We start from the raw sequence: 13,236 nt of genomic DNA, 5'->3' as shown, positions 1-13,236 counted from the left end.
GAGCCCTGAATGAATACTCGTCCAAAAGCAGATGTTGTGATCTGTGGTCTCGGCTGGGCCGGATCCGTCATGGCAGAAGAACTGACCCGCGCTGGCCTGAATGTCGTCGCTATCGAGCGTGGCGCCTGGCGCGACACGTCGACCGACTTCCCGCCCGCTGTTGATCCTGATGAACTGCGCTGGCACACCCGCCGCTCCATGCTACAACCCATGAGCGTGGAAACCACCACCTTCCGTAACCGTCATGATCAGCTGGCTGCGCCCGTGCGTAACTGGTCTGCCTATCAGTTCGGCTGGAACGTGGGCGGCGCCGGCACTCACTGGGCTGGCATGTCCTGGCGTTTCACCCCGTGGGATTTTGAAGTCGCGACCCGTACCCGTGAGCGTTATGGCGCAGAGCGCGGCAAAGACCTGCAACTGCAGGACTGGGGCGTCACCTATGAGGATATGGAGCCTTACTACGACCGCTTTGAGCGCATCGCTGGCACCTCCGGTTTTGCCGGTAACCTCAAAGGTGAAAAGCGCCACGGTGGTAACGTCTTCGAAGGCCCGCGTGAGCGTGACTATCCAACGCCACAGCTGAAAGACACCCATTGGATGTCAACCTACCGCAAAACCACGGAAGACATGGGTTATCACCCTTTCACTGTGCCTGCCGGTAACCTGTCTCAGGCGTATGTGAACCCCCTTGGCGTCACCATGGGCCCCTGCACCTATTGTGGTTTCTGTGACTTCCACGGTTGCGGCAACTTCTCCAAGTCATCCCCACAGGCCTGTATTCTTCCGGTACTGATGCGTCGTCCCAACTTCACCGTGCTGACCGAAACCGAAGTGCTGCACGCGGTGAAGCATGAAGATGGCAAAACCGCCAAGGGCGTGAAGTTCATCACCAAAGAAGGTGAGATCGGCTTCCAGCCTGCGGATGTGGTGTGTATCACAGCTTACCAGATGGATAACGTACGCCTGATGCTGCTGTCCGGTATCGGCAAGCCATACAACCCCATCACTGGCGAAGGCACGGTAGGTCGTAACTACAACTACCAGACCTGCTCCTCCGTGAGCGCGTTCTTCCCCGGCCAGAAGATGAACCCCTTCATCGGTGCTGGCGCACTCGCGGTTCAGATCGACGATTACAACGGCGATAACTTCGACCACTCTGAACTCGACTTCATCGGTGGTGCCGGCATCATGGGCTTCAACACCAATGGCCGTCCGATCCAGAACATGAATGGCGTTCGTCCCGGCACCAAGCGCTGGGGTAGCGAGTGGAAAAAAGCCTATGCCCGTGACTATCAGGAAATCGCCACGATCTTCTGTCAGGGCACTTCCATGCCGACCCGCGGTGCGTTCCTGGATCTTGATCCGAACTACAAGGACCGTCACGGTCAGCCGCTGCTGCGTGTCACCTTCGACTGGAACGACAACGACGTTCGCATGAGCAAGTATGTGACGGATAAAGCAGTCAACATCATGAAGGAAGCCGGTGGTGAAGACCTGATGATCGACAATCAGGCCGAAGCCAGCTGGAACCCCTACAAACAGCACAGCTCCCACACTATTGGTGGCGCTGTGATGGGTGCTGATCCAAGTACCTCTGCACTGAACCCGTACCTGCAAAGCTGGGATGTGCCCAATGTCTTCGTGGTTGGCGCCTCTGCCTTCCCGAACAATGGCGGCTATAACCCAACAGTCACCGTAGGTGCACTCGCCGTGCGTGCTGCTCGTGCCATCCACGAGAAGTACGTCAAGAATCCTGGCAAGCTGGTGGGGTAATCAGTCATGGCAAAAGGAAAAACCATCGTTAAGGGTATTGCCGGTGTTGTTGTGATCGGCGCCGTGGTGGCAGGCGTAATGGCCTGGAACACCTTCGATACCAGCCGTTCTGGCGTAGCGGATGATTCAGTACCGCTGTCGCAGGTGAAAGTCACTGATCAGGACGCCATCAAGCGCGGCGAATACGTGATGCGCCTGGGTGATTGCGCCGCCTGTCACACGGCGGGCGAAGGCGACTTCGCAGGCGGATATCAGATCGGCACGCCGTTCGGTGTGCTGCTCAGCTCCAACATCACCCCTGATGCCGACACCGGTATCGGCAAGATGACCGAGCGTGAGTTCTTCAACGCCGTACGTCAGGGTATCGGCTCTCATGGCCTGCTCTACCCTGCCATGCCGTACACTGCCTACGCCAAGTTCAGCGATCAGGACATGCATGACCTCTGGGCCTATATGTCCACCATCAAGCCTGTGAAAAACGAGATTGATGAAAACGCCGGCATGTCATTCCCCTATAACATCCGTCTGGCGATGGCGGGCTGGGACATGCTGTTCTTCAAGAACAAAGGCTACGAGCAGGACTCCGGCCAGAGTGAGGAATGGAACCGCGGCAAGTACATCGTGGACGGCGGCGGCCACTGCTCTGCCTGCCACAGCCCTCGTAATGCACTGGGTGCCGAAGTGGATTCCAAGTACCTGCAAGGCGCAAGCCTGGGTACCTGGTATGCACCGGACATCACCTCTAACCCGCACACCGGTATCGGTGAGTCCAGCGTGGAAGAGCTGATGCAGTACCTGCACACCGGCGCTAACGGCACCTCTGTCGCAGGTGGCCCGATGGCGGAAGCGGTTGAGAACTCGACTCAGTACTTCAACGAGAAAGACCGCCGTGCCGTCGCTGTGTACCTGAAGAGCGTTGCCGCGTCCGATGGCGTGAAGCCACAGGGCATGACCCTGAGCCAGCAGGACAAAGACAAGGGCGCACTCATGTATGAAGTGAACTGCTCTGCCTGTCACGGTCTGAATGGTGAAGGCATCAAGGACATGGTTCCCGCCTTTGCAGGCAATAAAGGTATTCAGGCAAACAACGCCAATAACCTGATCCATGCCATGCTCGAGGGTAACCGTGCGCCTCACACCGAGGCAGCACAAACTGCCGCTGGCATGCCTTCTTTCGCCTGGAAAATGGACGACAAGCAGGTGGCTTTGATCCTGAACTACGTCCGCAACAGCTGGGGGAACGGCGCACAGCAAATCAGTGCTGATGACGTTGCCAGCATGCGTGCCAAGCTGGATGCTCATGAGCCACTGCGCGCCAAGGTTAAGTAAGCAAAAAGTTCAGTAAGCAAAAGTTCGGTAAGCAAAATGCTTATCAGAGCCTGATGCTCTGATCTGAAAACGCCGCCCTCAGTTATGGGGCGGCGTTTTTTTATGTCTCGCTCACAGTTTTTTCCCTACGCCCGCAACCCCTGTCGCTCCAGCTGCGCCTGAATCAGCTCCGTCAGTGGCTGACAGCAGTGCTCAATATTTCGCTCGCTAATATTGGTGATTCCCAATAACAGCCCTCGCGGCGCAGTGGCTGGCTGGTCATACCACATGGAAAGCGGGCCTGGCGCCAGTTCAAGCTGTAGTGCGCTGCTGGCAATGGCGACATCATCACAACCCTCTGGCAGGGATAGCAATAACGCCAGCCCCGCCAACGAGTCACTCACCACCTGTGCTCCAAGAGACTGTAGCAACAGCCGTGAGCGTGTCCGGTAGGCCCGTTTCATCTTGCGAAGATGCCGTAAATAATGGCCCTGACGTAAGAATTCGCTCAGCATCAACTGACTGAATACCGAGGCCGCTGGCACCAAAGACGCAGCCACATCGCCAAAGTGATTGACCAGCTGAGGGGGAATAACCGCAAAACCCAGACGCAGACCGGGGTTAATGGTTTTACTGAATGTCCCCACATGAATCACCCGCCCATGAGCATCCTGTGAGGCCAGAGCCGGGGCCGCCCGGCCGGACAGCTGTAGTTCGCTAAGATAATCATCCTCAATAATCCAGCGGTCATTCGCTGCCGCCCACTCCAGCAACTCTCGCCGTCGTGCCAGTGATAAGGTCATGCCTAACGGCGCTTGCTGACTGGGTGTGACAACAGCGACACGCGCCTGCGGGCAAGCCTTGATACCCTGATGCACCTGCAACCCTTCCTCATCCACGCTGACCGCAAAGCGCTGAATTCCTGCCAGCGAAAGCGCGATTTTAGTGACCGGATAACCAGGATCCTCCACCCAGGCCGTTGTGCCTTTCAGATCCAGCGCCTGAGTAATCAATCCCAGCGCCCCTGAATAACCTGCCGTAATGATGATTTGCTGTGAGGTGCAGTTGAGCCCGCGCGCCACCGAAAGATAGGCGGCAATTTCCGCCCGGAGCGCAGGCTCCCCTCGGGGGTCGGGATAGCTGACAACCCGGGATACCGATTGCTTGGCGGCCTGGGAAGCCATGCGAGACCATAATTTATGCGGGAAGAGATCCTGCGCCGGAATACCCAGCTGAAAGACGCGCGGATGCTCACTAAAGGGTTGAACGAACAGCTCTGGCAAGGGCCGTCGCACGGTCTGGGTGTCAAATGCCTGAGTCGTGGGCGGATGCTGCGTCACAAAGGTACCGGCAGAGCCTCGCGATACCAGCAGCTGCTCATCAATCAGTTGCTCGTAGGCCGCGCGCACCGTACCTCTGGCCACGCCAAGCTGCGCACTCAGGTCATTCCAGGAAGGCAGCCTCGCGCCAGCATAAAGCTGCCCCTCTCTGATCGAACGCCCGATGGCATTCACGATCTGATCGACCAGTGACGTTCCTGCTTCACGGTTTATAGCAATACGAAGATCACTCATAAGCCACCTGAGGCTGTCTCGGAGAAATGAGCCCTCATCCTGAACCGAAGGGAGAATACGCGATGGTACAGTAAAATAACTGTTTTTTGGTTCTAATTAATAGACCAAGCCCTTTCTATAATCTGCGGCCAATAAGGATGCACTTTTAACCCTTCTCTGGCTGAGGTATGGCTTGTGAAAACACTTCCAGCGCTCACTGCGCTCTTTCGCGCATCACGTAAATACTGGCTCATTCCACTGACGGTAATGTCGCTCTCTGTCCCGGTTCATGCTGATGAAAACTGGGATGCAGCAGGAGAGAATCTGGCGAGCACTGTGCGTGCAGATCTGGTGGGGCAACCTGCCCCGCCCGCCGTTCTCAAAACCATTGACGGCGACACCATCGATTTGAGCTCCTTGTACGGCAAAACCCCGGTATATCTGAAGTTCTGGGCGACATGGTGCATTCCCTGTCGTCAGCAAATGCCGGGGTTTGAAAAAATTTATGACGAGATGGGTGATCAAATCAAAGTGATCGCCGTGGATACCGGCTTCGCCGATGACATTGATGCAGTTCGCAGCTACCGCAAAAAACATCAACTAAAGATGCCTATCGTGATGGATGACGGCTCGCTGGGCGCCGCATTGAAGCTACGGGTCACGCCCCAGCACGTAGTGATCGACCGTCGGGGAATCATCACCCATATCGGACATCTGGATGATGAAAAGCTGCACCTTGCCCTGAAAAGCGCCATTGCTGAGCAAGCAGGCCCGGCGGTTGCGCCGCAAACAACCCAGGCGAACACCACCTACGGTGTCGGTGATCAGGTCAGTGACCTTGCGCTAAAACGCCTCGATGGCACCCCGGTTAACCTTGCCCAGTCCGCCTCGGGTCAACCGCAGGCACTGGTATTCTTCGCCCCCTGGTGCGAATGGTATCTGGAGCATTCACGCCCGGAAACCTCAAAAGCCTGCAAGCGTGTATTGGGGCAAACAGAGGAGCTGATGAAGCAAGGCGGCGTGGAATGGCTGGGTATCTCGTCCGGGCTCTGGGTCACCGCGGCAGATTTGCAGGATTACCAGAAAACCTCCAACCGCCATCTCCCGCTGGCACTGGACACCGATGATGCCGTATTCCGTGCCTTTGGCATCCGGGATATGCCAAGCGTGGTGCTGCTGGATGCCAAGGGTCGCGTGCGCCGGATTCTGGGGCCAAAGGATACGACCCTGAAACAGGCCATCCAGGCGCTTAGAACCCCCGCCCAGTAAGCGCGGGGATGGTTTGCCACTCGCCGCTTATCTGAGCAATAAGCCCTGGAAGAGGAAGCGCGCCTGCACTTTTCTGCAGCCGCTTCCTTTTCGTTATCACGCCATCATGCAGGTTGGATATCGACGATGCCTCATTCTGATTACCGTGCCCGCCCCTGGCAGTCTCTGATCCGGTGGCCCCTGGCACTGCTTTGCTGCCTACTGCTGGCCACCACTCAGCCCGCGCTGGCCGAGGTGTCAGCAGCTCAAGGACAAACACCTCAGAGCCAGGCTCTTATTCAGTCTTCACTGATCCCAGAAAGCGCCACACCAGAAGCGGGCAAAAGCGTCACACTGGCTATCGCCATGACGCCACAGCAAGGGTGGCACGGCTACTGGAAGCAGCCGGGAGATGCCGGCATTAAGCCCACCTTCCAGTGGACACTGCCTGAAGGTGTAGAGGCAGGTGAACCAGAGTACCCCGTCCCGGAAACGCTGGTCACCGAGGGGCTGATGAACCACGTTTATAGCCAGCCCTATGCCCTTCTAACGCAACTGACTCTTGCCGATCAACTCAAACCCGGCACCGTGCTGCCGGTTCATCTGGAAATGCAGTATCTGGTCTGCAGTCATGAAGTCTGCGTACCGGAAAAGGCTCAGCTGGACACCACGCTAACGGTGGGTCAGGGCGAGGCGGATGGCCGGTATACCAGCCAGTTTGACACCTGGCGTCGGCAATTACCCAAACCGCTCCTGGCTTCGGCAGTGTTCACTCAGCAAGAGCACGATGAGATGACCATCAAGGTTCCGCTTCCCGCTGGCATCACGCTTAATCACCCTCATCTTTTCGCGGCGCAAAGCGGTGTGCTGGTCGATGCGGCTCCCCAGCATTTTGAGCGTGATCAGGACACTCTCATCATAACCACTCAGGCGTCCGGCCCGCGCCAGACTGCCTTTGATGGAGTGCTGGCTCTCAACGAAAACCTTGGCCTTGCGATTACTCTTGCGCCGGAAGCGGCTTCGGCGCCGGTGAACAACAGCTTAAGCCCGCTGACGATTCTGTTGACACTGGCGAGCGCAATAGCCGGTGGCTTACTGCTGAATCTTATGCCCTGCGTTTTTCCGATTCTTAGCCTGAAAGCCATGAGCCTCGCGCGCTCCGGTGGTAACGCCAGCCATGCCAGAGCAGAAGCGCTGGCCTACACCCTTGGCGTGGTGCTGGTTTGCGTGGCGCTGGGCGGTATCATTCTGGCACTTCGCGCCGGTGGCACGCAGATTGGCTGGGCCTTCCAACTGCAAAGCCCCGCGATGATCTTCGTGCTGTTTTTGCTGGCCGGGGTGATCGCCTTTAATTTTGCAGGCCTGTTTGAACTGGGCTCCATCAGCTTTGGCTCTGGTGTTACTCAACAGCCGGGCGTCACCGGAGCCTTTGCCACTGGCGCCCTCGCCGCCTTTGTTGCCACCCCCTGCTCCGGGCCATTTATGGCGGCCGCACTCGGGGCTGCGCTCGTCTTCCCTACACTGCTTGCCCTGCTGATCTTCGCCGGGTTGGGTGTTGGCATCGCTCTGCCTTTTCTCCTGATAGGCTTTATTCCGGCAGCCCAGCGACGCTTGCCCAAACCGGGCCCGTGGATGTCAACGCTGCGCCATTGCCTCTCGGTGCCCATGTTTATCACCGCCCTCGCGCTGCTCTGGGTGCTGGGCCATCAGGTATCCTATAACAGCCTGATCGGCGCCCTTGGCTGTGCTTTACTGCTCGCACTGGGGTTATGGATGACCGGGCTCAGGCAGCAAAAGCACAAGAATAGCGCCTGGTTACCTGCCGCAGGGGCCGCACTACTGGCGCTCGCTTTGGGTTTTGGACTTCTGCGTGACAAGCCAGTTCCTGCCGAGGCAACACCAGAGCAGATGGCGTTCAATGCAGAGCAGCTAAAGACGCTGCGCGCTGGCGATGATCCGGTATTTTTGTATTTCACTGCAGACTGGTGCGTCACCTGCAAAGTGAATGAGCAGGTCGCCATCGACACAGAGGCGACTCAACAGGCCTTTGCCAGAGCGCATGTAAAGGTAATGCGGGGCGACTGGACTCAGGGCGACACCGCCATCACGGCCTTTTTACAACAGCATGGACGCTCTGGCGTTCCCCTTTATCTCTGGTATTCGCCCGGACACACCGAGCCGGATGTATTACCGCAATTACTTGCCCCCAATAGCCTGGTTGAACGTGCCCGGCTCTAGGTGAGCACCCATCGCTCCCGCTAATCTGTCGAACGAGGATACCCATGAAAAATCTGCTCGTCGTGAATGCCAGCCCCCAGAGTCATCCTTCCCACAGCCGGGAAATGACGCAGCGTTTCATCACTCAGTGGCAAGCCAGCCACCCCAAGGGTTCAATTGTGTACCGGGAACTTGGCGGCCAACCGATTCCCCATGTGGATGAGCATTGGATCGACGCGGCTTTTACGCCTGCAGAACAAAGGACGCCAGCACAGCGCGAAACGCTGGCACTGAGTGATGAGCTGGTTGAAGAGCTGCAGGCAGCAGACTGCCTGCTGATGGGAGTGCCGATGTACAACCTGTCGATTCCCAGCACCCTGAAGGCCTATATCGATCAGATTATCCGCATGGGCGTGACCACCTCGCTGGTCCCCGAGACGCCCCGCAGCCCTTACCTTGGCAAGCTGCACGGCAAAAAAGCCTATCTAATGCTAAGTCGAGGCGGTTATGGCTATAACCCGAATGGCAGCTATGCGCACCTGAACTTTCAGGATAACTATCTTGTGGAAGTGCTGAACATGCTGGGGATCACCGATATCACGCGTATTGCACTGGAATACACCGCCATTGGAGGTGACGCGCTGCAACAGGCACTCAGGGAAGCCCAGCAACGTATTGACCAGCTCAGCCTCTAAGCCAGGAACTTAACCAGAGCGGCACCAGCAGTGCCGCTTTTAACCGCCCTGCCCGTGATCAAGCGCGTGGTAATAATGGCCATCCACCCCAACGAAGATCGCGAGAACAGCGACAGCCACCATCGCGGTCTGTAGTAACTTCACCTTGATGGGCTGAGTACGCGCCTGCCGCCCGAGCCACAGGCTATAACTCATCAGCGCCAACCCAGGAATCGCACAGTAGTAATACAGACCACGCACCGCCGCCGCATACTCCGTCACATGGCCATCCGGCCAGCCCGCTGAATACACATACTCAACATAGCCCAGCGCCAGTAATAGCAGCACCAGCACACCCAGCATAAAGGCCGGGACAGAAGCCATTTTCATTGAAGAATCCTTTCTGTGAGATTAAGGCCTGGGCGGGCTATCCTAGCGGGTTAAGCTCACCTTTCCACTGAATAAGCACCAGAACGATATCTCTTAACTCTGGACTAACCAACGCCTTATCGCTGCAAACATGCCGTCGAATCGGCCATGGCTGCCACCCGTAGCCTTGGTCTTACGCGTCGAAAGTAAAACAGGCGGTCCTGCCGCCTGTGATATCACCTACTTTTCCCGATAAAACACCATACCGCCGTGATAGAGCACATCATCGATGAACTTCCCGTCGGCACTAAAGCCCGTGTCGTCCTGATAATCGATATGCTCCCCCGTGACCTGATAATTGCCCTGATAAGCGCTTTTGATACTGCCTCGCGCCTCGTCATAGCGGCCGTTGGGTAGCAGCTCCTGCCGAATCCGGCCATCTGCGGTGACCCACATGCCAAGGTAGGGATGTGACTGACGCTCACTCATTGTTTGCTCTCCTGAATCTGTCACAGACATTAAAGCGGTGAGGCCGCAGGACGAACGACAATCTCGCTGACATCCACATCCAGCGGCTGATCCATCGCAAACTGCACTGCACGGCCGATCGCATCCGGTGTAAGGGCAATGGCGCGGTAGGTTTGCATCATCTCGGCAGCACTTCGATCAGTGATGGTGCAGGCAAGCTCGCTTTCAACCACGCCGGGGTGAATACAGGTGACGCGCACATGCCGGCTTTCCTGACGCAACCCTTCAGAAATCGCCCGCACGGCGTATTTGGTCGCGCAATACACCGCGGCGGTCGGCGACACCCTTAGCGCACCGATCGAGGCGATATTGATAATTTGCCCCGCCTGACGCTCGGTCATCACGGGCAGTACGGCAGCGATACCATGCAGCACGCCTTTGATATTCACATCCACCATGCGATCCCACTCATCGACCTTCATGGAGGCCATCGGCGACAGCGGCATAATGCCCGCGTTATTGACGATCACATCCACAGGGCCGAAGGCTTCATTACCTGCATCGACCAGGGCCTGCACCTGCCGGGAATCCGTCACGTCAGTTTCCAGAGCAATCGCCTGGCCGCCCGCAGCAGTAATCTCAGCCACCAGCTGATTCAGGCGCGCCAGACGGCGTGCGCCCAGTACCAGCCGGGCACCGTGTTTTGCCAGCTCACGGGCGATGCCTTCGCCAATGCCACTGGAAGCGCCGGTAATAACGACAACTTTGCCGTTGGGTTGGGTGTTAGCTGTGTTTTGGCTCATGTTTAAGCGTCCTCTTCGACTCAAAGTGACGGGCAAACCTTGCTGCCCCTTAGTGACCCTGAGTAGAGTAAGAACCAGCCTTTGTTTAGAGAACCCAGCGAGAGCTAACGACCTTGGTAAGCAAAACTAACGCAACGCCCGACAAGAATGCCCTCAGTGACTTTGTGATGGTGGCGCAAACCGGCGGCTTTCAGTCTGCCGCCGAGCGGCTGGGCGTCACCCGCTCCGCCGTTAGCCAAAGCATTCGCAAGCTGGAAAATCAGCTCGGTATCACACTGGTTAATCGCACCACACGCAGTGTTAGCCTGACCGAAGCCGGTGAAGCGTTGTATCTGCGTATCGCGCCTGCGCTGGGTGAAGTGAATCAGGCCGTGGAAGATGTTCTGGAGAGTAATCGTCTGCCCCGCGGCAGGTTGCGGCTCGCGGTATCGTCCATCGCCGAGCGCTTTATCAGCGGCGAATTGTTCGCAAGCTTTATGCAGGCTTACCCCGAGGTTGGGCTGGATATCACCATTACCGATGATGAGTTTGATATTGTCGCCAACCACTTTGATGCAGGCGTGCGGCTGGGCGAGGTGATTGAGCAGGACATGATCGCCGTGCCGGTGTCGGCCCCCCAGCGGCAAGTAACGGTTGCCACCCCCGACTACCTTGAGCGCTTTGGAACACCGCAGCATCCGCAGGAGTTACTGGAACACCGCTGCATCGGCTGGCGACCCGCGCCGGATTCAGCACCCTATCGCTGGGAATATGCAGAGAATGGCCGCGAGTTTGATCTGGCCGTGCCGGCCAGCCTCACCACCAACGACATGGGCCTGATGATTCGCACCACACTGGCGGGTGGTGGCATTTCCTTTGGCATGGAAGAAACCTACCGCCCCTATATCGACGCCGGTCAGCTGGTGACCTTGCTGGAGGATTACCTGCCAGGCTTTCCCGGCTTCTATCTCTATTTTCCCAGCCGCCATAACCTCGCCCCGAAACTGCGAGCGTTAATTGAGCATGTGAAATACCGCGCCGGCTAAGTTGGCAGTGTTAATGACAGCGCGGTGCTTACAACAGCCGTAAATTCCCTGCGACTTCACGGCGCAGGCGTTCGGGGACTTCCCACTCCCGCGCCAGTGTCGGCCAGCGAGAAACGCTTTCCACCACGCGGTCGATGACCTCATTGATATAACGCGCGCTAAACGACGGTACGGTCTCCTGAATAGTGAGGATATCGTCCCGGTTAAAATCATCGCGCTTGTTATTGAGGCTCATCCAGTGGCTGTTCACCCAGGGGCTGCCGGGCTTATAGCTGTAAGCCAGGTCATAGGCCGGCGCCAAACGCCAGCGACCGGAGTCTTCCATCAGGAAGCTGAAGTTTTTGGCATGGTCATCATGGTTGCGTGCGACGATGTTAAATACCATACGATGCAATAGCTGTTCTGCATCATGTCGTGGCAGTTTCAGCGCTCGGGCAATGCCGAAAAGCTCGTAATAGGAGTAACTTCCGGGCTTTTTATAATCGACATGCGCAATGCCATTTAAGGTCTGAACATGCTTTTTATGGTTGCCATCGCGGTCAAAGCGCTGCGTCAGGAAGTGGCGGCGATTCCCTTCAGCCAGCAGATGACAAGCCGACATCTCAACGCCCGCCTCCGTCGCCATACGATAGTAAACGTATTCCATAGCACCGTAGCCGAGAGGGTCGCCGAAGGTTTCTGATTGGGCGCTGTGTTCTGAAACGCCATCAAACTTCATCAGGTAATGGGTGAAACCTTCAGGCGCATCGACCTGCCCGGAGCGGGCCTGTGTCAGGTCCTGATTAAACGCCAGCACCGCCTTGGGGCGCGCGCCACCGGCACTCATGCCCACCTGCAATAACTGACGCATGGCATCGGCATCTTCAGAGTGATCCTGCGCCAGCGAGGCTTCAAAGCCGCCACGCTGATCAACCACTTCCTGCGCCATCCGTACCAGTTCGTTGAGCGCCACATCCTGAGAAGCAGCCAGCCCTTTTTGTCGTTTCGACGGAGAGAAGCTCAGTGCGCCCATGCCGCGCTGGCCGGTGTACTGCAAGCGCTGCAGTGGCGAAATATCCGCCGGTTTCCCACCCTGACGGGCAATCCAGGCATTCAGCACCGCGTTACCAAAGTCGTCCGGCAGAGCATCGGCGATCATACCCGGCAGGCCCTTAAAGGTTTCCCAATTGAGATGACCAAACTGGAATATCCGGCCTTGCTGTGCCTGTTCAATCGGCATCATCAGCGGCGCCATATCCAGCCCTTTGCGCAGAAATGCAGGCTCAAACTGAAAGGCGCCCTGTCCGGTTTCCGTGTTAAAGGTCACCGCGCCGATACTGTCACCGGCGTACCTGACCGAGACAACTTCCATCACCATGAGCTGTCCTCGCTGGCGGAGTCTTGATCCTGTGAATGGCCGCGAGATCCGGTGGCACGCTGGCGGCGCTGCCCCTGCAGTTTGGCCAACTGAATCGGAGAAATACCAACCGGCGGCAGAAACTGATCGAGCTGATCCACCAAACCCAGCACCGACAAAATGCCAACCACCGTTACCAGTGTGGCTTCGCCTTTTTCTGCGTTAGCAACCAGACGGCGATCCGCGCCGATCTGCTCGGCAACATCCGCCTGAGTGAGATTTCTGTTCAGCCGAGCCTGACGCAAACGCTCGCCCAGCAAGCGCTGGATCTGCTCCACGGGCATTCCGTTTTTAATGGGCTGGTCTGACATGGTGTCTCCCTCTCAGAACGCGACAGGATTAACAAAAACCCTTTCTCTATTAATGATCAATAAAACGTACATAGATTTTAAAAATCAATTC

Annotated in this window: 12 protein-coding genes; 6 read left to right on the top strand and 6 right to left on the bottom strand. The window is 57.1% G+C overall.

Features of this window, described 5'->3' with window-relative positions; genetic code table 11:
* Positions 1 to 9: 9 nt before the first annotated feature.
* The gene (locus tag ACKC9G_RS00475) at positions 10 to 1,773 is read left to right on the top strand and encodes a GMC family oxidoreductase (protein WP_411402836.1); all 1,764 of its coding nucleotides are present in this window, start codon (positions 10 to 12) and stop codon (positions 1,771 to 1,773) included.
* Positions 1,774 to 1,779: 6 nt separating this feature from the next.
* Positions 1,780 to 3,102: a c-type cytochrome gene (locus ACKC9G_RS00470; RefSeq protein ID WP_411402834.1), complete on the top strand. Its 1,323-nt coding sequence runs from the start codon at positions 1,780 to 1,782 to the stop codon at positions 3,100 to 3,102.
* A 125-nt stretch (positions 3,103 to 3,227) separates the two neighbouring features.
* On the opposite strand, the gene ACKC9G_RS00465 is transcribed toward ACKC9G_RS00470, so the two are convergent.
* A complete protein-coding gene (locus tag ACKC9G_RS00465; RefSeq protein WP_411402832.1) occupies positions 3,228 to 4,655 on the bottom strand; it encodes a PLP-dependent aminotransferase family protein in 1,428 nt (475 codons plus the stop codon).
* 174 nt (positions 4,656 to 4,829) lie between these two features.
* On the opposite strand from ACKC9G_RS00465, the gene ACKC9G_RS00460 reads away from it, so the two are divergent.
* From ACKC9G_RS00460 to ACKC9G_RS00450, 3 genes are all read left to right on the top strand, one after another.
* Positions 4,830 to 5,903 (top strand): TlpA family protein disulfide reductase, encoded by a 1,074-nt coding sequence (locus ACKC9G_RS00460; RefSeq protein WP_411402830.1) that lies wholly within the window; start codon positions 4,830 to 4,832, stop codon positions 5,901 to 5,903.
* A 126-nt stretch (positions 5,904 to 6,029) separates the two neighbouring features.
* Positions 6,030 to 8,120 (top strand): protein-disulfide reductase DsbD family protein, encoded by a 2,091-nt coding sequence (locus tag ACKC9G_RS00455; RefSeq protein ID WP_411402828.1) that lies wholly within the window; start codon positions 6,030 to 6,032, stop codon positions 8,118 to 8,120.
* Between the two features lie 44 nt (positions 8,121 to 8,164).
* On the top strand, positions 8,165 to 8,794 hold the full coding sequence (locus tag ACKC9G_RS00450) for an FMN-dependent NADH-azoreductase (RefSeq protein ID WP_411402826.1): 630 nt from the start codon (positions 8,165 to 8,167) through the stop codon (positions 8,792 to 8,794).
* Between the two features lie 39 nt (positions 8,795 to 8,833).
* Here ACKC9G_RS00450 and ACKC9G_RS00445 read toward each other — a convergent pair whose 3' ends face one another.
* The 3 genes from ACKC9G_RS00445 to ACKC9G_RS00435 form a co-directional block, all read right to left on the bottom strand.
* Positions 8,834 to 9,163, bottom strand: coding sequence for a hypothetical protein (locus ACKC9G_RS00445; RefSeq protein ID WP_411402824.1), 330 nt, complete (start codon positions 9,161 to 9,163; stop codon positions 8,834 to 8,836).
* A gap of 219 nt (positions 9,164 to 9,382) precedes the next feature.
* Positions 9,383 to 9,631, bottom strand: a complete 249-nt coding sequence (locus ACKC9G_RS00440; RefSeq protein WP_411402822.1) for an Atu4866 domain-containing protein — start codon at positions 9,629 to 9,631, stop codon at positions 9,383 to 9,385.
* Between the two features lie 29 nt (positions 9,632 to 9,660).
* Positions 9,661 to 10,413 carry an SDR family oxidoreductase gene (locus ACKC9G_RS00435; RefSeq protein ID WP_411402820.1) on the bottom strand — a complete coding sequence of 251 codons (753 nt, stop codon included), beginning with the start codon at positions 10,411 to 10,413 and terminating at the stop codon, positions 9,661 to 9,663.
* A 113-nt stretch (positions 10,414 to 10,526) separates the two neighbouring features.
* Here ACKC9G_RS00435 and ACKC9G_RS00430 point away from each other — a divergent pair, with 113 nt between their 5' ends.
* Positions 10,527 to 11,438 (top strand): LysR family transcriptional regulator, encoded by a 912-nt coding sequence (locus ACKC9G_RS00430; protein WP_411402818.1) that lies wholly within the window; start codon positions 10,527 to 10,529, stop codon positions 11,436 to 11,438.
* Between the two features lie 28 nt (positions 11,439 to 11,466).
* Here ACKC9G_RS00430 and ACKC9G_RS00425 read toward each other — a convergent pair whose 3' ends face one another.
* Both ACKC9G_RS00425 and ACKC9G_RS00420 read right to left on the bottom strand, forming a co-directional pair.
* Positions 11,467 to 12,795 (bottom strand): type II toxin-antitoxin system HipA family toxin, encoded by a 1,329-nt coding sequence (locus ACKC9G_RS00425; protein ID WP_411402816.1) that lies wholly within the window; start codon positions 12,793 to 12,795, stop codon positions 11,467 to 11,469.
* Positions 12,789 to 13,145, bottom strand: a complete 357-nt coding sequence (locus tag ACKC9G_RS00420; RefSeq protein ID WP_411402814.1) for a helix-turn-helix transcriptional regulator — start codon at positions 13,143 to 13,145, stop codon at positions 12,789 to 12,791. The genes ACKC9G_RS00425 and ACKC9G_RS00420 overlap by 7 nt, the downstream gene beginning before the upstream one ends.
* Positions 13,146 to 13,236: the final 91 nt, after the last annotated feature.

This window comes from Pokkaliibacter sp. CJK22405, assembly GCF_046614695.1.
Lineage (GTDB): Bacteria > Pseudomonadota > Gammaproteobacteria > Pseudomonadales > Balneatricaceae > Pokkaliibacter.
Note: the sequence above shows the minus strand (reverse complement) of the source record. Positions and strands in the feature narration are given on the sequence as shown.

Bases quoted from the DNA above. Each gene is read 5' to 3' on its own strand.
- ACKC9G_RS00470 (WP_411402834.1), top strand. From the start codon at position 1,780: ATGGCAAAAGGAAAAACCATCGTTAAGGGTATTGCCGGTGTTGTTGTG.
- ACKC9G_RS00455 (WP_411402828.1), top strand. From the start codon at position 6,030: ATGCCTCATTCTGATTACCGTGCCCGCCCCTGGCAGTCTCTGATCCGG.
- ACKC9G_RS00450 (WP_411402826.1), top strand. From the start codon at position 8,165: ATGAAAAATCTGCTCGTCGTGAATGCCAGCCCCCAGAGTCATCCTTCC.
- ACKC9G_RS00440 (WP_411402822.1), bottom strand. From the start codon at position 9,631: ATGAGTGAGCGTCAGTCACATCCCTACCTTGGCATGTGGGTCACCGCA.
- ACKC9G_RS00435 (WP_411402820.1), bottom strand. From the start codon at position 10,413: ATGAGCCAAAACACAGCTAACACCCAACCCAACGGCAAAGTTGTCGTT.
- ACKC9G_RS00475 (WP_411402836.1), top strand. From the start codon at position 10: ATGAATACTCGTCCAAAAGCAGATGTTGTGATCTGTGGTCTCGGCTGG.
- ACKC9G_RS00420 (WP_411402814.1), bottom strand. From the start codon at position 13,145: ATGTCAGACCAGCCCATTAAAAACGGAATGCCCGTGGAGCAGATCCAG.
- ACKC9G_RS00465 (WP_411402832.1), bottom strand. From the start codon at position 4,655: ATGAGTGATCTTCGTATTGCTATAAACCGTGAAGCAGGAACGTCACTG.
- ACKC9G_RS00425 (WP_411402816.1), bottom strand. From the start codon at position 12,795: ATGGTGATGGAAGTTGTCTCGGTCAGGTACGCCGGTGACAGTATCGGC.
- ACKC9G_RS00445 (WP_411402824.1), bottom strand. From the start codon at position 9,163: ATGAAAATGGCTTCTGTCCCGGCCTTTATGCTGGGTGTGCTGGTGCTG.